This is a genomic window from Actinomycetota bacterium (assembly GCA_016700055.1).
Classification (GTDB): Bacteria; Actinomycetota; Acidimicrobiia; order Acidimicrobiales; family Ilumatobacteraceae; genus Kalu-18.
On sequence record CP064997.1, the window covers coordinates 757,301 to 777,050 of the forward strand.

Annotated in this window: 14 protein-coding genes and 2 pseudogenes; 7 read left to right on the forward strand and 9 right to left on the reverse strand. The window is 70.6% G+C overall.

Annotation, left to right across the window (positions count from 1 at the left end; genetic code table 11):
• Positions 1–296: 296 nt before the first annotated feature.
• From lipA to IPM43_03690, 4 genes and pseudogenes are all read right to left on the reverse strand, one after another.
• Positions 297–1,895: pseudogene (gene lipA / locus IPM43_03675) on the reverse strand (lipoyl synthase).
• Positions 1,892–3,401: pseudogene (locus tag IPM43_03680) on the reverse strand (2-oxo acid dehydrogenase subunit E2). Before IPM43_03680 ends, lipA begins: the two co-directional pseudogenes overlap by 4 nt.
• 37 nt (positions 3,402–3,438) lie before the next feature.
• Complete coding sequence (gene lpdA / locus IPM43_03685) at positions 3,439–4,857, reverse strand: dihydrolipoyl dehydrogenase (protein QQS25489.1); 1,419 nt, start codon at positions 4,855–4,857, stop codon at positions 3,439–3,441.
• A gap of 56 nt (positions 4,858–4,913) precedes the next feature.
• On the reverse strand, positions 4,914–5,366 hold the full coding sequence (locus tag IPM43_03690; GenBank protein QQS25490.1) for a hypothetical protein: 453 nt from the start codon (positions 5,364–5,366) through the stop codon (positions 4,914–4,916).
• A 70-nt stretch (positions 5,367–5,436) separates the two neighbouring features.
• Between IPM43_03690 and IPM43_03695 the strand changes: the two genes are divergently transcribed.
• Positions 5,437–5,790, forward strand: coding sequence for an OB-fold nucleic acid binding domain-containing protein (locus tag IPM43_03695; protein ID QQS25491.1), 354 nt, complete (start codon positions 5,437–5,439; stop codon positions 5,788–5,790).
• Positions 5,791–5,821: 31 nt separating this feature from the next.
• Here IPM43_03695 and IPM43_03700 read toward each other — a convergent pair whose 3' ends face one another.
• Complete coding sequence (locus tag IPM43_03700; protein ID QQS25492.1) at positions 5,822–6,493, reverse strand: NAD-binding protein; 672 nt, start codon at positions 6,491–6,493, stop codon at positions 5,822–5,824.
• On the reverse strand, positions 6,493–7,155 hold the full coding sequence (locus tag IPM43_03705) for a TrkA family potassium uptake protein (protein ID QQS25493.1): 663 nt from the start codon (positions 7,153–7,155) through the stop codon (positions 6,493–6,495). The genes IPM43_03700 and IPM43_03705 overlap by 1 nt, the downstream gene beginning before the upstream one ends.
• Before the next feature lie 74 nt (positions 7,156–7,229).
• On the opposite strand from IPM43_03705, the gene IPM43_03710 reads away from it, so the two are divergent.
• The 4 genes from IPM43_03710 to argJ all read left to right on the forward strand — a co-directional run bounded on the left by IPM43_03710 (position 7,230) and on the right by argJ (position 11,660).
• Positions 7,230–9,083, forward strand: coding sequence for an APC family permease (locus IPM43_03710; GenBank protein QQS25494.1), 1,854 nt, complete (start codon positions 7,230–7,232; stop codon positions 9,081–9,083).
• A 16-nt stretch (positions 9,084–9,099) separates the two neighbouring features.
• Positions 9,100–9,996: a TIGR01777 family protein gene (locus IPM43_03715; GenBank protein ID QQS26318.1), complete on the forward strand. Its 897-nt coding sequence runs from the start codon at positions 9,100–9,102 to the stop codon at positions 9,994–9,996.
• Positions 9,997–10,063: 67 nt separating this feature from the next.
• A complete protein-coding gene (locus IPM43_03720) occupies positions 10,064–10,486 on the forward strand; it encodes an SRPBCC family protein (protein QQS26319.1) in 423 nt (140 codons plus the stop codon).
• 13 nt (positions 10,487–10,499) lie between these two features.
• On the forward strand, positions 10,500–11,660 hold the full coding sequence (gene argJ / locus IPM43_03725) for a bifunctional glutamate N-acetyltransferase/amino-acid acetyltransferase ArgJ (GenBank protein QQS25495.1): 1,161 nt from the start codon (positions 10,500–10,502) through the stop codon (positions 11,658–11,660).
• 16 nt (positions 11,661–11,676) lie between these two features.
• Here the strand turns inward: argJ and IPM43_03730 are convergent, their stop codons facing one another.
• Genes IPM43_03730 through IPM43_03740 form a run of 3 tightly spaced genes read right to left on the reverse strand, consistent with a single transcriptional unit; the run spans position 11,677 to position 16,328 of the window.
• Positions 11,677–12,453, reverse strand: a complete 777-nt coding sequence (locus IPM43_03730) for an SDR family NAD(P)-dependent oxidoreductase (protein QQS25496.1) — start codon at positions 12,451–12,453, stop codon at positions 11,677–11,679.
• Between the two features lie 18 nt (positions 12,454–12,471).
• On the reverse strand, positions 12,472–15,837 hold the full coding sequence (locus IPM43_03735; protein ID QQS25497.1) for a peptidoglycan-binding protein: 3,366 nt from the start codon (positions 15,835–15,837) through the stop codon (positions 12,472–12,474).
• 38 nt (positions 15,838–15,875) lie between these two features.
• The gene (locus IPM43_03740; protein QQS25498.1) at positions 15,876–16,328 is read right to left on the reverse strand and encodes a ribonuclease HI; all 453 of its coding nucleotides are present in this window, start codon (positions 16,326–16,328) and stop codon (positions 15,876–15,878) included.
• Positions 16,329–16,384: 56 nt separating this feature from the next.
• On the opposite strand from IPM43_03740, the gene aceE reads away from it, so the two are divergent.
• Positions 16,385–19,123 (forward strand): pyruvate dehydrogenase (acetyl-transferring), homodimeric type, encoded by a 2,739-nt coding sequence (aceE, locus tag IPM43_03745; protein ID QQS25499.1) that lies wholly within the window; start codon positions 16,385–16,387, stop codon positions 19,121–19,123.
• Between the two features lie 33 nt (positions 19,124–19,156).
• Positions 19,157–19,747: a Fe-S cluster assembly protein HesB gene (locus IPM43_03750; GenBank protein ID QQS25500.1), complete on the forward strand. Its 591-nt coding sequence runs from the start codon at positions 19,157–19,159 to the stop codon at positions 19,745–19,747.
• The last annotated feature ends 3 nt before the right edge of the window (positions 19,748–19,750 follow it).

The window sequence follows — 19,750 nt, forward strand, 5'->3', positions numbered from 1 at the left end:
CCGGGCGGCCGGTGTGGTGGTTCGGACACGAGTCCGACCGCCAGATGCTGCCCGTGATGCTCGTGCCCTTCGTGCTGCCGGTGGCCGTGATCGCCATGGCTTGGCGCGGCACCCGTTTCGTGGTCGCGGTCTCGCTCGCGGCCACGCTCGTCCTTGCGGTGACCGCCTGGCTGGACCGCGACGACGCTCCCGGTGCGGCGGCGATGACCGCCCTCATCACCGTGGCCGCGCTTGCGCTCAGCCTCGCCGCGTTCGCCGGAAGGGCCCGCCGGGCTAGGTGACGTGGGCAGCAGCTTGCGCGCGTGATAGCTGGAGCGCGTCAGCGGGCTCGCTTCGACGTGACCGATCCCGAGCGCCTCACCGGCTGTCGCCCAGGCCGAGAACTCGTCGGGGTGCACGAAACGGGCCACCGGTAGGTGACGTGAGGTCGGGCGCAGGTACTGACCGATGGTGACGATGCTCACCCCGACGCCGGCGAGATCGGCCAGGCAACCGATCACCTCCTCGGGCTCTTCGCCCATCCCGACGACCAGCCCGCTCTTCGTCGTCAGCCCGGCTCGTCTCGCCCGGGCGAGGACGCCCAGGCTGCGGGCGTAGCCCGCCGAAGGGCGCGCCGAGCGCTGCAGTCGGGCCACGGTCTCGATGTTGTGGTTGAACACGTCGGGGCGGCTGTCGAACAGCACGTCGAGCGCTTCCCGGTCGCCGCGCGCATCGGAGACGAGCGTCTCGACCCGGGTGTCGGGCCGCGTCCGACGGATGGCGCGGACGCACTCGGCGACGTGGGCCATCCCGCCGTCGGGCAGGTCGTCGCGCGCCACCATCGTCAACACCGCGTACTCGAGCCCCATGCGCGCCACTGCTTGCGCGACCCGGTGCGGTTCGTCGGCGGCCGCCGGTTCGGGCTTGCGCGTGTCGACCAGGCAGAAGCCGCACGCCCGAGTGCAGCGTTCCCCGAGCACCATGAACGTGGCCGTGCCGTCGGTCCAGCACTCCGAGACGTTCGGGCAACCCGCTTCCTCGCACACCGTGACCAGGTCGAGGTCGCGCAGGGTCCGCCGCACCTCGAGCACCTCGGCTCCGTGGCGCACCCTCGGGCGCAGCCACTCCGGCTTGCGGGTGGCCACGGTCAGGCCGCCGACGACGCCCGCCTCGGCCAGGCGGCGCTCCCCGCGCGCCGGGGCCACGTCGTGCTCGCCCCGCGAGAACGCGGACAGGTCGCTCGGCAGGTGGCGCCAGGCCACGTCTTGACGCTCGCCCGATCCGGCCCCGAAGCGGCCGACGGCGAGCTGGGAGACGACGTCGACCACCTCACGCATCGAGCACCCGACACCCTCTTCGGCGAGCGAGGTGACCGGGCGGTCACCGATCCCGCACGGCACGATGTGCTCGCGCATGTAGGTGAGGTCGGGCGCGACGTTCAGCGCGAAGCCGTGCATCGTGCGCCCGCCACCCAGCCTGACGCCGATGGCGCAGATCTTGCGGGCGTTCGGGCCTGCCGGTTCGACCCACACCCCTGGGTACTGGTCGAGGCGGCCGACGTCGGGCAGGCCGAGCTCGGTCAGCGTGTCGATGACCAGCTGCTCGACGCCGTGCACGTGAGCCGCCGCGCCGAGGCTGTTGCCGACGTTCAGGATGGGGTACCCGACGAGCTGTCCGGGCCCGTGGTACGTGATGTCGCCGCCCCGGCGCACGGCGACGAGCTCGGCGCCGACCGCGCCCGGGTCGCAGCGCAGGTTGGCGGACAGATCGGACCGCGGACCGTGGGTGAACACGTGCGGGTGCTCGAGCAGCAGCAGGTGCTGATCGGTGCCGTAGTCGTAGAGCGCAGTCTGCAGGTCGAGGGCCTCGCGATACGCGACCCGCCCGAGCCAACGGACGCGCAGCATGGTGGTCAGAGCTCTGCGGACCAGTCGCGGGTCTCGAGCAGCTCTTTCGCCTTCACGAGGAACCCTGCTGCATAGGCACCGTCGAAGGCTCGGTGGTCCCAGCTCATCGCCAGGTGGCCGACGGGGTGGATGGCGATGCTCTCGGAGCCGTCGGGGAGCTCGACGACCACCGGCTTGCGCACGATGGCATCGGTGGACAGGATCGCCACCTGCGGCTGGTTGATGATCGCCATGGTCAACGCCGAGCCGGCGGAGCCGTTGTTGGAGATGGTGAACGTGCCGCCCTGGATCTCGTCGGGGCTCAGCCGGCGACTCTTGGCACGTGAGGCGAGGTCGCTGATCTCACGCGCGATCGCGCGCAGGCGCTTCGACTCGGCGCTGCGCACGACCGGCACGAGCAGTCCCTGGAACTCGAGATCGACGGCGATGCCGAGATCGACGTAGGAGTGCACGACGAGCTCGTCCTCGGTCACGGTTGCGTTGAGGTGCGGGTAGTCGGCGAGCGCGTCGACGACGGCACGGGCGATGAACGGCAGGTACGTGAGCCCGAAGCCCTCGCTCGCCTTCCACTCGTCCTTCAGCGCCGTGCGGGTGCGGTCGACGTTCGCGTAGTCGACCTCGACCACGCTGAACGCGTGTGGGCTGACCGACTTCGACATCACCATGTGCGCCCCGGTCAGCTTGCGGATCTTGGAGAGCGCGACGACGTCGTCGCGCTCGTCACGCTCGCCGGACGCGACGCTCGGAGCCGGAGCCGGAGCCGGAGCGGGTGCCGGAGCAGGAGCGGTTGCCGGAGCCGGTGCGGGGGCCGGGGCCGGAGCGGGTGCCGGAGCGGGTGCCGGGGCCGGAGCGGGGGCCGGCGGGGGCGCGGGTGCAGGCGGCGTCGAGGGCTGGGCGGACACCTTCGCGTCGATGTGGTCGAGCACGTCTTCTCGCGTGATCCGCCCACCTGGGCCGGTGCCGGCGATGTCGTCGGGGTTCAGCCCGTGCTCGCCGACCAGGCGGCGCACCACCGGGGACAGCAGGCGTTGATCGGTGCCGGCCTCCGCAGCCGGTGCCGGTGCGGGCTCGGCCGCGGGCGGCGGTGCCGGCACAGGCGCAGGTGCAGGTGCAGCAGGCGCCGGTGCCGCAGGTGCAGGCGCCGGTGCAGCAGGCGCAGGTGCAGCGGGCGCAGGTGGCGGAGGCGGAGCGGGAGCAGTTGCCGGCTCGGCAGCAGTTGCCGGCTCGGGAGCCGTTGCCGGCTCGGGAGCGGGTGCGGGCTCGGGCGGCGATGGGCTCGGCGCGTCACCGACCACCGCGATCACCGCGCCGACCGGCACGGTGTCGCCCTCCTCGGCGCGGATCTCGGTGAGCGTGCCCGACATCCGGCGAGGGCACCTCGGTGTCGACCTTGTCGGTGGACACCTCGAACAGCGGCTCGTCGGCAGTGACGGTGTCACCGACCTGCTTGAACCAGCGGGTGATGGTGCCCTCGGTGACCGTTTCACCGAGCTGGGGGAGGGTCACGTCGGCCATGGCGAAGCTCCGTCTCTCGAATCGTGCATGGTAGCGATCAGGCGTTGAGGCTGCGTCCGGTGAGCGAGAGCATCGTCTCACCGAACAGCTCGCTCAGGCTCGGATGGGGTTGGATGAGCTCGGCGACCTCGTCGACGGTCGCCTCCCAGTTGACGGCGAAGTAGCCCCCGGAGAGCTGCTCGGTGACCCAGGGCCCGACCATGTGGACGCCGAGCACCTGCCCCGCCGACCCGTCGGGGTTCTTCTTCGCGACGACCTTCACCAGCCCGTCGAGCTCGCCGATGATCCGTGCCCGGCTGTTGCCGCGGAACTGGTGCTTGGCCACGACGACGTCGAGCCCGGCCTCACGGGCGGCGTCCTCGCCGATGCCCGCCCAGGCCACCTCCGGGTGGCAGTAGATCGCCCACGGCACCTTGTCGTACGCGACGGGCAGCGGCTGCTCGCCGAGCGCGTCCTTCACCGCGAGGATCGCTTCGGCGTAGCCGACGTGCGCCAGCTGCGGTGTGTCGATGAGGTCGCCGATGGCGTACACCCCCGGTTCACCGGTGCGACACCACTGGTCGACCTCGACGAAGCCGCGCTCGGACACCTTCACCGCGGTGCCCTCCAGCCCGAGCAGGTCGGGGAACGGGCGTCGCCCGACCGACACCACGACGGCGTCGACCTCGACCGAATCGGCCTCGCCGTAGCGCACGACGGTCGACCCCGCGCCGGTCGGCTGGTGGCCCTGCACCATCACGCCCGTGCGGATGTCGATCTTCTTCTTCCCGAACGAGCGCACCACCACCGCGGCGACGTCGGAGTCGAGCCCGGGCAGCACCTTCGGTAGGGCCTCCAAGATGGTCACCTTCGCGCCGAGGTCGGCAAACGTCGACGCGAACTCGCAGCCGATCGCTCCGCCACCGATCACCGCCACCCGGCCCGGCACGTAGTCGAGATCGAGCACCTCGTCGGAGGTGAGGATCGGCCCGCCGCGCTCGAAACCGGGGATCAGCCGCGGCACCGAGCCCGAGGCCAGGATCACGTTCGTGCCTTGCAGCACCGCCGAGCCACCGTCGTTCATGTGCACGGACACGGTCCGATCGGCACCGAGCATGCCGGTGCCCGAGAACACGGTCACACCGCGGGCCTTGCACAGCCCGGCGACGCCGCTCACCAGCCCGGCGACGATCTTGCGCTTGCGCTCCTGGGTGACGGCGAATTCGATCGCAGGGCTGGAGGCGACGACGCCGAACTCACCGGCATGGGCGACGTGGCGGAACACCGACGCCGTCTCGAGGAACGCCTTGGCCGGGATGCAGCCGCGGTTGAGGCACGTGCCGCCGAGCGCGTCACGCTCGACCAGCGCGACGTGCAGGCCGGCCGAGGCGCCGTAGAGAGCGGCGCCGTAGCCCCCGGGGCCACCACCGATGACCACGAGGTCGTACTGGTCGTGCTGCTCGGCCGTTTGGACCACCTCCCGCAGTTCAGGCGCCTCCAGGGCGCTGCGGCTGACACCGTAGCGGGACGTCCTCAGCCTTCGGTTTCGTGGAGGCGGACGTACCACCGCAGACGATCTTCACGTTCGGACACCGTCCGTTCGTAGATGAGCACCCGCTGCCCGCCGACGTCGGTGACGTCGAAGGTGAGCGTGCAACGTGTCGGCTCGGCCGCCGACGTCGAGCTGCACGCGTCCGGCGCTCCGGGAACCGGGTCGAGGCGCGAGCCGGCCGCGGCGAGCCAGAACGAGGTCGCTCCGTCGGGGTCGTCGACGCCCTGCAGCTCGACCGCCACGCTCAGCGTGTCGCCGACCAGCTCGGCATGCAGCGGGGTGATGGTCATGTCGCCGATGGTGCCCGGCAGACCGAGCTCGAGCGGCGGCGGCGGTGAGTCGCTGGAACCGATCTGGAACAGCTTGACGCCTCCGGCGAGGAGGATCGCGAGGCCGCACCCGACGGCGAGCAGGAGCAGGTTTCGGGTCTTCATCCGGCCGCCGAGCCTACGGCTGGCCGTACGATGCCTGCCATGCGATCACGAGCCTCCCGCGGAGACACCGATGGCGTGGCGTGACCTAGGCAAGCGCCTGCGGGCGAGCGCCACCGAGCTCGACGCACAGCGCCTGCAAGACCGGTTCACCGGACTCGACGTGACGCCGATAGCCGACTGCCCGCTGCGCAAACCGGTGCGGGTCGGGGGCGAGGTGAAGCGGGTCCACATGGCGCCACGCTCGGGAGTACCGACCGTCGAGATCGTGATCACCGACGGCACCGCCGACGCGACGGCGCTGTTCACCGGCCGGCGGGCCATCGCCGGCATGGACCACGGCAGGGCCGTGGTGTTCGAGGGCGTGGCCCGGCTCGACAAGGGCCGTCCCGCGCTCGTCAACCCCGCTTACACGCTGCTTCCCTGAACAACCCCGATTCGGCAGGGCGCGAGCGCGCTCAGTGACCGATCAGCGTCGCGCGCACCTCGGGCTCGGCCTCGGTGGTGGCGAGCACCATCACCTCGTCACCCTCACGAAGCAACGTGTCGCCGCGCGGCACGACGACGCGGTCGTTGCGGATGATCGCCACGACCGTGGCGTCACGGGGGAAGCCGAGCCCGGCGATCTCGCGATCGAGAGCCGGCGAGCCGGCGGCGAGAGTCACCTCGGACAGCTTGGCCCGGCCGCCCTCGAACGAGAGCAGGCGAACGAACGTGCCGATGCTGACCGCCTCCTCGACCATGCCCGTGATCAGGTGGGGGGTCGAGACCGAGACGTCGACGCCCCAGCTCTCGTCGAACATCCACTCGTTCTTCGGGTTGTTCACCCTGGCCACCACACGGGGCACGCCGAACTCCTGCTTGGAGAGCAGCGAGATCACCAAGTTGTCCTCGTCGTCTCCCGTGGCCGCGGCCACCACGTCGGCCTCGGACATGCCGGCGCCGGCGAGCACGCCGATGTCGCAGGCGTCGCCGCGCACCCAGCTGATACCGACCTTGTCGAACAGTTCGGCGTGATGACGCTGCACCGACGCGTCGCGCTCGATGAGCGTCACGTGGTGACCTCCACCAGCCAGTTGCTCGGCGATGAAGCGGCCCACGCTCCCGCCCCCAGCCACTACGACCCTCATCAGTGCCTCCTCCCGGGACCCGCCAGCAGCTCGGCCAGCGTGGGCATCGCCGTCACCGCCACCGCGAGGTGGGCGACGTCGCCGACCTGGGCGACCAGGTCGGGCGTCGGCAGCATCGCCTGGCCGAGGCGGGTCACCGTGACCACGCGCACCTGGCCAGGGACCTCGATGTCGGCCACGCGGTGGCCCACCCAACCCTGACCGAGCGAACGCTCGACCAGCGACACCCTCGCGCTGGCGTCGACCCACTCGACCGCATCGGCGCTCGGCAGCACCCTGCGGAAGATCTGCTCGGTGGTCCACGCGACGGTGGCCACGGTGGAGATCCCGAGCCGCTGGTACACCGCGGCCCGGCGCGGGTCGTAGATGCGGGCGACCACGCGTTCCACGCCGAAGGTCTCCCGCGCCACGCGCGCGGCGAGCACGTTCGAGTTGTCCCCGCTCGTCACCGCGGCCACCGCGACGGCGCCTTCGATGCCGGCCGCCGTGAGCACGTCGCGGTCGAAGCCGACCCCTTCGACGACGGCGCCGCCGAAGGCCTTGCCGAGCCGTTCGAAGGCCTCGGCACGCCGGTCGACGACGGCCACGCTGGCCCCGGCCTCCAGCAAGCCGAGGGCGAGCGACGACCCGACACGGCCGCATCCGACGATCACGACATGCACCCTCGGTCTCCTTCGTTCGTCCTCGTGGCTGCCTTGGCACCCTAACGCTAGGGCTACTGTGCGGGCGCCTCCCTATGTTCCCCATTCTGAAGCGAGTCTTCATCGGGCGTCCCATCGCCTCCGCCGAAGAGCACGAGCAGCACATCTCGAAGAAGGTCGCGCTGCCGGTGTTCGCGAGCGATGCGGTTTCGTCCACCGCATACGCGACGCAGGAGATCCTGATCGTCCTGCTCTCGTTCGCCGGAGCGGGATACGCGGCGTTCTCCAAGCTGGTGCCGATCTCGATCATCGTCATCGTGTTGCTCGCCATCGTGGCCTCGAGCTACCGCCAGACGATCCACGCCTACCCGAGCGGCGGAGGCTCGTACGTGGTCTCGAAGGAGAACCTCGGTCGCTACCCCTCGCTCGTCGCCGGTGGCTCTCTGCTCGTCGACTACATCCTCACCGTCGCCGTTTCGGTCGCGAGCGGCATCGCCGCCATCGTGTCCGCGTTCCCGGACCTAGCCGACTACCGCGTGCACATGTGCGTCGCGGCGATCGTGCTGATGACCCTCGCCAACCTGCGCGGGCTGCGCGAGTCGGGCGCGCTCTTCGCACCGCCGACCTACTTCTACATCTTCGCCCTGATCACGCTGATCGTCGTCGGGATGTACCGGGTGTGGTTCCGCGACCTCGGCCCGATCGACCACAGCGACCCGATCTCCCAAGAGCTGCTCGCCGGACAAGGCGCCGTCGGCGTCTACTTCTTCCTGAAGGCCTTCGCCTCCGGGGCGGTGGCGCTCTCCGGGGTCGAGGCGGTGTCGAACGGCGTACCGGTCTTCAAGAAGCCGGAGAGCAAGAACGCGTCCACGACGCTCGTGTGGATGGCGGTGATCCTCGGTTCGTGCTTCTTCGGCCTGTCGGTGCTCGCCCAGCACCTCGAGCCGGTGGCCGACCACGAGGGCCACATCACCCAGACGGTGCTCGCCCAGCTCGCCGAGCACGTCTACGGCGGGCGCAACGTCGGCTTCTTCGTCACCCAGTTCGCGACGTTCGCGATCTTGATCCTCGCGGCCAACACCGCCTACGCCGGCTACCCCAGGCTGTCGTCGATCATCGCCGCCGACGGCTACCTGCCCCGCCAGTTCACGAACCGCGGCGACCGGCTCGTGTTCTCGAACGGCATCATCTTCCTGGCGGCGATGGCGATCGTGCTCGTGATCGCCTTCCGCGGCAACGTCACCGCCCTCATCCCGCTGTACGCGATCGGGGTGTTCACCGGGTTCACGCTCAGCCAGACCGGCATGTGCGTGCACCACTGGCGAGAGCGCGAGCCGCGATGGCAGGCCCACATGGTGGTCAACGCGATCGGCGCCGTAGCCACCGCGCTCGTCGCCGGCATCGTGATCGTCGTCAAGTTCACCGACGGGGCGTGGATCTCGGTGTTCGTGATCCTCGTGCAGGTGGCGGTGTTCAGCGCGATCAAGCGCCACTACAGCCGGGTGAAGGAGGCGGTCACGGTCACCACCGAGTACCGCACCACCCGGCCGACGCACTACGTGGTGGTGCTCGTCGGGTCGGTCAACAAGGGCACGCTCCACGCCCTGCACTACGCACGCAGCCTCGCCCCGGAGCGCCTGATCGCGGTGTCGGTCGTGCAAGACGCCGAGGAGGAGGCAGCTCTGCGGCAGAGCTGGGACGACCACGACATCCCCGTGGAGCTGCACACGGTGTCCTCGCCCTACCGGGAGCTGACCCGGCCGGTGCTCGACTACCTCGACGAGCTCGACGCCGAGCACGAGGACGACATCTTGACCGTGGTCATCCCCGAGACCGTCACCGGCCTGGCCACGCAGTGGCTGCACGGCCAGGCCGCGCTCGCCCTGAAGGCCCGCCTGCTCTACCGCCCGCACACCGTCGTCACCTCCGTCCCTGTGGTCGTCGGCTGAAGTGGCGACTTCGTCGCTGACAGTCGCCGTCACCGGCGCCACCGGGCTGATCGGCTCGGCGCTCGTCGAGCGACTGCGCGGCGACGGGCACACGGTGCGCCGCATCGTGCGTCGCGACCCGGCGCCGGGCGACGTCACCTGGGATCCCGCGCGGGGCACGATCGAGGCCGCGGCGCTGGAGGGAACCGACGCCGTCGTCCACCTCGCCGGCGCCGGGATCGGCGACCACCGCTGGACGCCGGAGTACAAGCGCGAGCTGCGCGACAGCCGACTGCTCGGCACCGGCCTCGTCGCCCGCACCCTCGCCGAGCTGGAACGACCGCCGCGCACCCTCGTCTCCGCCTCCGCGATCGGCATCTATGGCTCGTCGGAGACGGAGACCTTCGACGAGTCGAGCCCGCCGGGCCAGGGCTTCCTCGCCGAGCTGTGCGGTGAGTGGGAGGCCGCGACCGGCCCCGCCGAGGCCGCGGGTGTACGGGTGACGCACATCCGCAGCGGGATCGTGCTCAGCAAGCAGGGCGGGGCGCTGCGCAAGCAGCTCCCGCTGTATCGCCTCGGCCTGGGCGGGAAGCTGGGCTCGGGGCGCCAATGGCAGAGCTGGGTCACGATCGACGACGAGGTCGGCGCGATCGTCCACCTGCTTCGCTCCGACGTCCGCGGCCCGGTCAACCTGACCGCGCCGGCGCCGGTCACCCAGGCCGAATTCGCCCACACCCTCGCGAGGGTGCTGCACCGGCCGGCCTTCCTGCCCGTCCCGAGGTTCGCCCCCAAGCTCCTGCTCGGCGACGAACTGGCGACGAACCTGCTGTTCACCGGGCAGAAGGTGGTGCCCACCGTGCTCAGCGCGAGTGGCTACACCTTCGAGCACCCCGAGCTCGACGGCGCCCTGCGCGCGGTGCTCGGCAAGCGCTGACGGTGTCCGCCGACCCCCGCGCGTGGGCCATGATTGCCCGGTGAGCACCAAGCCGACAGACCCGAACGTGATCTCCGTGTCCCGGGTGGTCCCCGCATCTGCGGAGCAGATCTTCGACCTGCTCGCCGACCCCCGCCAGCACTCGCTCATCGACGGCTCCGGCTCGGTGAAGAGCGCCGCCGACTCGGCACCGGCCCGTCTCAGCCTCGGCGCCAAGTTCGGGATGAGCATGAAGATCGGCGCCCCGTACAAGGTGACGAACGAGGTCGTCGAGTTCGACGAGCCGCGCCAGATCGCGTGGCGCCACTACGGCGGCCACATCTGGCGCTACATCCTCGAGCCCGTCGACGGCGGCACCGAGGTGACCGAGCAGTTCGACATGAGGACCTCACGCGCACCTTGGGTGCTGCGCCTGATGCGGGCCGCCAAGCGCAACGAGCGCTCGATGGTCGCGACGCTGGAGCGCCTGGACGCCCACTTCGCCAAGTGAGGCGACCGCTGCCGTGACGCTCACGCTCCCCGCGGGGTTCTCCAGCCACGTGACCAACCTCGGGCTGAAAGACGACACCGACGACCTGGTGGTGGTCGCCGCCGAACACACCTGCGCCGCGGCAGGGGTGTTCACGAAGAGCCGCTTCGCCGGCCCGAGCGTCGTGCTCAGCAGGGCGCACCTGCGCGACCTGCGCGCCCGAGCCGTGGTGGTGATCTCGAAGAACGCGAACGTCGCCACCGGCGCAGAGGGCAAGGCGAACGCCGAAGAGGTAGTGGCCACGGTCGCGCGCAGGCTCGGCTGCGCGCCGTCGGAGGTGCTGCTCGCCTCCACCGGGGTGATCGGGCGCCAGTACCCGATGGACAAGGTCCGCTCCGGCCTGTCCCGGCTACCCGTGCCGCTGCCCGGCAACGACGCCGAGGCCGTCGCGCGGGGGATCATGACCACCGACACGGTGGCGAAGACCGCTGCCGCCACGGTCGGCGACGGCCCGGCCCGCGTCGTCGGCGTGGCCAAGGGCGTCGGCATGATCGAGCCCGACATGGCCACACTCATCACCCTGCTGTTCACCGACGCCGAGATCGAGCCGACCACCCTCGACGCGGTGCTGCGGCGGGTGATCGAGCGCACCTTCAACTGCGTCAGCATCGACACCGACACCTCGACGTCGGACACCGCGGTAGTCCTGGCGAGCGGCGCCGCCGGGCCGGTCGACACCGTCGCGTTCGAGGCCGCCCTCCATGCGGTGGCGCTGTCGCTCACCAAGCAGGTGGCCCGCGACGGCGAGGGCGCGGAGACGCTGGTCGAGGTGCTCGTCGACCAAGCACGCGACGCGGCACAGGCCAAGCGGGTGGCGAAGTCGATCGTCAACTCCCCCCTCGTCAAGACCGCCGTCCACGGTGCCGACCCGAACTGGGGCCGGATCGCGATGGCCGTCGGCAAGTGCAGCGACGACGACGACATCGACCCCGATCGGGTCGTGATCCGCTTCGGCGCGCAGGAGGTCTACCCCGAGCAGGTGGATGCCGCGGGGCTCGCGCGCTTGAGCAAGTACCTGCGCGGCGACGAGGTCCGCATCCACGTCAGCCTCGCCACCGGCGAGGCCGCGGCCACGGTGTGGGGCTGCGACCTGACCGCTGGCTACGTGCGCATCAACGCCGACTACACCACCTAGCAGTAGGCGTCGAGGGTCACTTCGGGGGCATCCTGATGCCGCCGTCGACGCGGATCGTCTCGGCGTTCAGGTAGCTGTTCGTGACGCACTCGACCACCACCGAGGCGAGCTCTTCGGGGGCACCGAGGCGCTGGGGGAAGAGCACCCCCTTCTGCAGGTTCTCCTTGAAGGCCGAACTGGCGTCACCCTCGCCGTAGATCGGCGTGTCGATCAGGCCGGGGGCGACCGTGTTCACCCGCACCCCGACGGCGGCGAGGTCGCGCGCGACGGGCAGCGTCATGCCGACCACTCCACCCTTGGAGCTGGAGTACGCCGCCTGGCCGATCTGACCGTCGAACGCGGCGACCGATGCGATGTTCACGATCGCGCCCCGCTCACCGTTGGCGAGCGGCTCGGTCTGGCTCATCGCAGTGGCCGCGATGCGAATGCAGTCGAACGTGCCGACGAGGTTGATCGCGATGACGCGCTTGTACGCGTCGAGGTTCGCCGCCGAGTCGTACGTGCCGTCCTTGCCGACGGTGCGCTGCGCCCAGCCGATGCCGGCGGAGTTGACGAGCACCCGCAGCGGGCCCATCGACTTCGCCATCTCCACCGCGTCGACGATGTCGGCGGTGTTGGTGACGTCGACCTTGCAGAACGCCCCACCGATCTCGTCGGCCAGGGCCCGACCCTTGTCCTCCTGCAGGTCGGCCACCACCACCTTCGCGCCTTTGGCAGCCAGGAGGCGGGCAGAGGCGGCGCCGATCCCAGACGAGCCACCGGTGACGATCGCACTTGCTCCGTTCAGATCCATGGGCGCCGAGGCTAGGCGTCAGCCCGGAGCAGGCCCCAACCCGCTACGCGTGTCCAGCAACCGCACCGGCACCCGCGTCGTCAACCCCGAACGGAACCAACCCGACATGTCCACCAACAGATGCGTCGCCGCCGACGACCACAAACACACCTCACCCGTGCCATCGACCGGCGCCACCACCGCATTCGGCACCGTCTGACCACGCACGAAGTTCAAACTCGACGCATCCGGCAACGACGACCCACACGGATACACCGTCACGAACCCAGCCGCCTCAGGATCCACCACCGTCACGTTCAACACCACACCCGACACACCAGACGACGGCACACCCTCCACCCCCGCCACCGGCAACCGCAACGTCTCCCCCGCCCGCACCCTCACCCGCGGCCCAGCAGCCGCCACCGGCCCCAACCCGCTACGCGTGTCCAGCAACCGCACCGGCACCCGCGTCGTCAACCCCGAACGGAACCAACCCGACATGTCCACCAACAGATGCGTCGCCGCCGACGACCACAAACACACCTCACCCGTGCCATCGACCGGCGCCACCACCGCATTCGGCACCGTCTGACCACGCACGAAGTTCAAACTCGACGCATCCGGCAACGACGACCCACACGGATACACCGTCACGAACCCAGCCGCCTCAGGATCCACCACCGTCACGTTCAACACCACACCCGACACACCAGACGACGGCACACCCTCTACCCCCGCCACCGGCAACCGCAACGTCTCCCCCGCCCGCACCCTCACCCGCGGCCCAGCAGCCGCCACCGGCCCCAACCCGCTCCGCGTGTCCAGCAACCGCACCGGCACCCGCGTCGTCAACCCCGAACGGAACCAACCCGACATGTCCACCAACAGATGCGTCGCCGCCGACGACCACAAACACACCTCACCCGTACCGTCGACCGGCGCCACCACCGCATTCGGCACCGTCTGACCACGCACGAAGTTCAAACTCGACGCATCCGGCAACGACGACCCACACGGATGCACCGTCACGAACCCAGCCGCCTCAGGATCCACCACCGTCACGTTCAACACCACACCCGACACACCAGACGACGGCACACCCTCCACCCCCGCCACCGGCAACCGCAACGTCTCCCCCGCGCCGAGCTTGACCGGCCCGGTCGGGGGCGGGTCGACCGGCGGGTCCGGGGGCGTGACACCGGCGAGCGCGAGCATCCGATCGCGCACCCACCGGGCGAACTCGGCCTGGCCGGTGCTCGACAGGTGGACGTTGTCGGTGTACCAGCGGTTGCGGTCGGGGCCGCTGCTCGCCGCGTTCCAGTCGAGCACGGTGAGGTTCGGCCACCGGCTGCGCGCCGCGCTCAGCGCTTCGTTCGCCGGGCGGTAGAACGGCACCCCGCCGGTGGCGATGCGCCGCTCGGAGAGGTTCACCCACGCCACCTGGCGAACGCCCTTCGCCGCGAGCGCAGCCATCATCTGGTCGATCTCGCCGGCGAAGTCCGTCGGCCAGTCGTTGTATCCGAGCTGCACCACCGCCAGGTCGACCCCAGCCGGGAGAGCGTTGGCGGCAGCGACGCCGTTCGGTACCGAGCCGCTGCAGTTGCCGACGGTGCAGCGGTTGGAGCGGGCGTCGATGCGCAGGGTGGCGAACGTTCCGTCGACGAGCGTCGGCAGCTCAGCAGTCGACCCGGCGGTGATGCTCTCGCCGACCGAGTCACCGATGAACGCGGCGTCGACGTTCGCCCGGCCACGGCGCACGACGGTGATCGTGAAGTTCGCCGACGGCAGGCCGTAGACGCCGCGGAAGTCCCAGCTCGCGAGCGGCTTCGACGAGACCCCGTCGCCGAGGCGCACGCGCCTCGCCCAGCCCCCCTCCAGGCCGAGCGCGAGCAGCCCCGGATCGGGCTCGGTCGTCGCCTGCGTGAGGGTGGCGAGGTCGTACCGGCGGGCCACCTCGTGGGCGTCGAGCACGCGGGTCCAGCGATGGTTGGGGTTCGCGGGGATCGCATCGGCGAGGTCGTCGACGGCGGGGAACGCACCCCCTGCGGTGCGCAGGCCGTTCGAGGCCGAGAACTCGGTGGACATCACCACCCCACCCCGCTTCAGCACCATCCCTGCGGTGGCGGCGACGGCGGCGTTCGTGCGGGAATCCTCACGCACCTGGAGCGACGCGCCGACGTATGCGCGCGCCCCCGCCCCGCCGTACACCTGGCACGACTGCGTGTCGCACGTCTTCGCGTACGAGTAGCGGCGTCGAGAGCTGGTGCCCGCCCCCTGCGCCAATGCGTACGAGCGCGCCGCGACTGCCTGGGCCCGCACGGCGTTCGCTCCGGCCCCGCCGGCCGCGTCGGCCCAGATCGCGGACACCTCGCGAGGGACGACGCCCTGCAGGTAGGACTCGATCGGGACGTCGTTGACGGTGCGGTTCTCGCCGTCGGTGCCGTTGGCGGCGAAGATCGATCCGCGGTAGTAGGCGATCGAGCCGTCCGGCTGGCAGGCGGCGAGGAGCCCGCTGACGGCTGTGCTCGACGAATCGCCCCCCGGCGTGGTGAACACCACCGCCGGCTCACCCGCCGGCGCCACCGGCGAGCGCCCGAGGTACTGCCACGTGGCGTCCTCGTCGGCCTCGGCGATCAGCTTCTTGGCCGCGCTCGCTAGCGCTGCCGTCCACACCCCGTCGATCGCCCCGCCGTACCAGCCACGGGCCTTGGCGTCGGTCTGGAACCGCTTCACGGCTGCCTCGGTCATCGGGCCGAAGCGGGAGTCGATGCCGCCGGGCTCGAACCCGAAGCGGTCGAGGAACCGTTGTACGGCGGCGACGTCGGCCCCGGAGTCGCCGACGCGCAGCGTCACGCTGGGCACGGTCATCGACGTGCCGGAGCCGTCGAGGGGATCGGAGCCCGACGGGCAAGAGGGTGCGGTAGAGCCCCACACGTCGTAGACGCGCTGGCTGCCGGGCACCTCCCGCGCGACGAGGCTCCCGAAATTGCGTCCCGGCGCGCCCGACCACTGCGCAGTCCCGACCGTCGACACGACCGCGGTCTGCTTGTCGTCGAGACCGACGAGGCGCACCGTCATCCGCCCGGTGCGGACACCCGCGTAGTCCGCCGCCACCGCCGGCGTGAGCGTGGTGTCGCCGTAGTAGTGGGCGAGGATCTGCTGCCAGCTCCAGCGCGCCTCGGTGGCCCAGCCGTAGGCGCCCCATTGGCTCATCCCCCGGCCGTGGCCGTGGCCGTAGCCCTCGAGGACCAGCGCCACGATCTCGTTCGGGTCGCCCGGGGCGCCGGCCGCGGGACTGGGCGAGGCGATCTCGACCGCGGCGACCCCGCTCGCGGCGAGCACGGCGGCCGTCGCCAGCCGCGCGATCCTCGTCATTGCCGCGCCGGGCGCCCGTCGAGCCACGTTGGGTGACACTACAAACCCTCACCGCGCGATGGAGGTCAGGCGTCGAACGGGCCTGCGGCCGCGACGACTGCGAGCCTGTCGACGAGATCGTTCATCGGGTCGCCGCTGTGCCCCTTCACCCACCTCAACTCGGGGCGCCTCTCGTGGTAGAGCTCGATCAGCGGTCTCCAGAGGTCGACGTTCGCCACCGGCTGGCGTTTCGCATTGAGCCATCCGTTGGCCTGCCACCGCGCCCACCACTTGTCGCGGAAGCAGTTCACGACATAGGTGGAATCGGAGACGATCACGAGCTCACCGTCGAGCGAGCGGAGGGCTTCGAGCACCGCGCGGATCTCCATGCGCTGGTTCGTGCTGCGCGCCTCACCGCCGGCACCGCTCGGCGACCCCGCAGGGGCGACGGCCCATGCCCAGCCGCCCGGCCCGGGGTTGCCCGAGCAGGCGCCGTCTGTGTAGACGACGGTCGGCGCAGGCGATCCGGGAGCGGGCATCCGGCAAGCATGCCATCGGCCGGTTACCACTCGGTAGCAGTGGTTGACTTGACCCCATGATCTTCGACGGATCCGTGCACCAGCTCCCCGACACCGATCCCGAGGAGACCGGCGAGTGGCTCGATTCCCTCGACGCCGTCATCGACATCCACGGCAAGACCCGTGCCCGGTACCTGCTGTCACGCCTGCTCGAACGAGCGCGCGAGAGCCAGGTGAGCTTCCCGGCGACGGTGTCGAGCCCGTACATCAACACCATCCCCCGCGAGCTCGAGCCGTGGTTCCCCGGCGACGAGCACATCGAGCGCCGGATCAGGCGCTTCGTGCGCTGGAACGCCGCGGCGATGGTGATCCGGGCGAACAAGGCCCACGACGGCCTCGGTGGCCATCTGTCCACCTTCGCCAGCTCGGCCAGCCTGTATGAGATCGGCTTCAACCACTTCTTCCGCGGCAAGGACGACGGCACGCCCGGGGACCACGTCTACTTCCAGGGCCACGCCGCGCCCGGCGTCTACGCGCGGGCGTACATGGAGGGCCGCCTGAGCGAGGACGACCTCGACCACTTCCGCCGCGAGATCGGCCGCGGCGGCAAGGGCCTGTCGAGCTACCCGCACCCACGCCTGATGCCCGACTTCTGGGAGTACCCGACGGTCAGCATGGGGCTCGGCCCGATCACGGCCATCTACCACGCCCGGTTCAACCGGTATCTCCAGAACCGCCAGATCGACGACACGTCGGCGAGCAGGGTGTGGGCGTTCCTCGGCGACGGCGAGACCGACGAGCCCGAGACCCTCGGCGCGCTCTCGCTCGCCGCCCGCGAGCAGCTCGACAACCTCGTGTTCGTCGTGAACTGCAACCTGCAGCGCCTCGACGGCCCAGTGCGCGGCAACGGCAAGATCATCCAAGAGCTGGAGGCCGTGTTCCGCGGCGCCGGTTGGAACGTGATCAAGGTGATCTGGGGTTCGCGCTGGGACGAGCTCTTGGCCCAGGACAAAGACGGTGTGCTGCTCAACAAGATGACCACCACCGTCGACGGCGAGTTCCAGCGGTACTCGGTGGAACCCGGCTCCTACATCCGCGACAACTTCTTCGGCCCCGACCCCCGACTGCGCCAGATGGTCGCCCACCTCTCCGACGACGACCTGCGCAACCTGCCCCGTGGCGGCCACGACTACCGCAAGCTCTACGCCGCCTACCGCGCCGCCGCCGAGAACCTCGGCTCGGGGCGCCCGACGGCGCTGCTCTGCAAGACGATCAAGGGCTGGACGCTCGGTGCCGGCTTCGAGGGCCGCAACGCCACGCACCAGATCAAGAAGATGACCACCGACCAGATCCGCGCGCTGCGCGACAGGCTGTACCTGCACGACGACATCCCCGACGAGGCGCTCGAGGGGCCGGTGCCGCCCTACTTCCGCCCCCGCGAGGACTCGATCGAGTACCAGTACCTCGTCGAGCGCCGTAAGGCCCTCGGCGGAGCGCTCCCCACGCGCGTGGTACGTACACGCCGCGCGCTCTCGATGCCCGACAGGTCGGTGTTCGCCGAGTTCGACGCCGGCTCGGGCACCCAGTCGGTCAGCACGACGATGGGCTTCACCCGGCTGCTGCGCAACCTCGCGAGGGACGACAACTTCGGCGCGCGTGTCGTGCCGATCGTGCCCGACGAGGCACGCACCTTCGGGATGGACTCACTGTTCCGCGAGCTGAAGATCTACGCCTCGCAGGGACAGAAGTACCAGCCCGTCGACCACGATCTGCTGCTCAGCTACACCGAGTCCAAGGACGGCCAGATCCTGGAAGAAGGCATCACCGAGGCGGGCGCCGCGTCGAGCTGGATCGCGGCCGGCACCTCTTACGCGAACCGCGGCGTACCGATGGTGCCCTTCTACTCCTTCTACTCGATGTTCGGCTTCCAGCGCGTCGGCGACCTGCTGTGGCAGGCCGCGGACTCACGCACCCGCGGCTTCCTGCTCGGCGCCACCGCCGGGCGCACGACGCTGCTCGGTGAAGGCCTCCAGCACCAAGACGGCCACAGCCTCGTACTCGCGTCGACGGTGCCCGCGTGCCAGGCGTACGACCCGGCCTTCGCCTACGAAGTGGCCGCGATCGTCGACCGTGGCCTGACCCGCATGTACGGCGGCACCCATCCCGACCCCGACGTCTACTACTACCTGACGCTGTACAACGAGAACTATCCGATGCCGGGGAAGCCCGACCCCACCGTGACCGGCACCGACGGCGAGCTCGACGCGGCGATCCTCGCCGGGTTGTACCGCTTCGCCGTCGCACCGGAAGGCACCGCCCACCGAGCGACGGTGCTGTTCTCCGGCAGCGCGCATGCGGCGGCGCGGCAGGCCGCCGTCGAGCTCGCCGAGCACTTCGGCGTCGGCGTCGAGCTGTGGTCGGCAACCTCGTACAAGGCCCTGCGTGAGGAAGCGCTCGCCGTGGAGCGCCACGACCGCCTGCACCCGGGCATCGCGCCGACCCCCCCGCTCGTGGCCAAGCTGCTGCGCGAGGCACCCGGGCCGATCGTCGCCGTCACCGACTTCATGAAGATCGTGCCCGAGCAGGTCGCGCGCTTCCTGCCGGAGCGCACGTTCATCCCCCTCGGCACCGACGGGATGGGACGCAGCGACACCCGTGAGGCCCTGCGCCGGTTCTTCGAGGTCGACGCACCGAGCGTCGTCGTCGCCGTGCTCGAGGGACTCGTGCGCGAAGGCGCCATCGGGCACCACGTCGTCGCCGAGGCGATCGGTCGTTACGGCATCGACCCCGACGGCGCCGACCCCTTCGTCGGCTGAGCGGGGACGCCAGACGTCGTTATCGTGGGCACCGTGCCTACGGGAACGCTGTACATCACCGGGCAACGCAGCGCCGACGGGCTCTTGAACCGCGACGGCACGGCGTTGCTGATCGGGATGCTGCTCGACCAGCAGGTGCCGATGGAGCTCGCGTTCGCCGGGCCCGCCAAGCTGCGTGAGCGCCTCGGTCACCTCGACCCGAAGCGGATCGCGGCGATGGACCCCGAAGACCTCGTCGTCGTGGCGCGCGAGGTGCCCGCGATCCACCGCTTCCCGGCGTCGATGGCACGGCGCATCCACGACCTGTGCAAGGTGCTGGTCGCCGACTACGCGGGCAGGGGCGCGAACGTCTGGAAGGGCGTCGACGACGCGGAGGAGCTGTACCGCAGGCTGCGCGCGCTGCCCGGCTACGGCGAGGAGAAGTCGCGCATCTTCGTCGCGCTGCTCGGCAAGCGCATGGGCGTGCAGCCCCGCGGCTGGCGCAAAGCGGCAGGACGGTTCGGCGACGACCGGCCCCGCTCCGTGGCCGATATCGACGGCCCGGACGCCCTCGTGCAGGTGCGGGCGTGGAAGAAGGCCCAGAAGGCGCAGATGCTCGACAAGCAGGACCGGCCGCTCGGCTGAGCC

What these genes read in the sequence shown, in the direction of transcription:
- IPM43_03690 (QQS25490.1), bottom strand. Translation starts at nt 5,366, where the DNA reads ATGAAGACCCGAAACCTGCTCCTGCTCGCCGTCGGGTGCGGCCTCGCG.
- IPM43_03695 (QQS25491.1), top strand. Translation starts at nt 5,437, where the DNA reads ATGGCGTGGCGTGACCTAGGCAAGCGCCTGCGGGCGAGCGCCACCGAG.
- IPM43_03700 (QQS25492.1), bottom strand. Translation starts at nt 6,493, where the DNA reads ATGAGGGTCGTAGTGGCTGGGGGCGGGAGCGTGGGCCGCTTCATCGCC.
- IPM43_03710 (QQS25494.1), top strand. Translation starts at nt 7,230, where the DNA reads ATGTTCCCCATTCTGAAGCGAGTCTTCATCGGGCGTCCCATCGCCTCC.
- IPM43_03730 (QQS25496.1), bottom strand. Translation starts at nt 12,453, where the DNA reads ATGGATCTGAACGGAGCAAGTGCGATCGTCACCGGTGGCTCGTCTGGG.
- IPM43_03740 (QQS25498.1), bottom strand. Translation starts at nt 16,328, where the DNA reads ATGCCCGCTCCCGGATCGCCTGCGCCGACCGTCGTCTACACAGACGGC.
- aceE (QQS25499.1), top strand. Translation starts at nt 16,385, where the DNA reads ATGATCTTCGACGGATCCGTGCACCAGCTCCCCGACACCGATCCCGAG.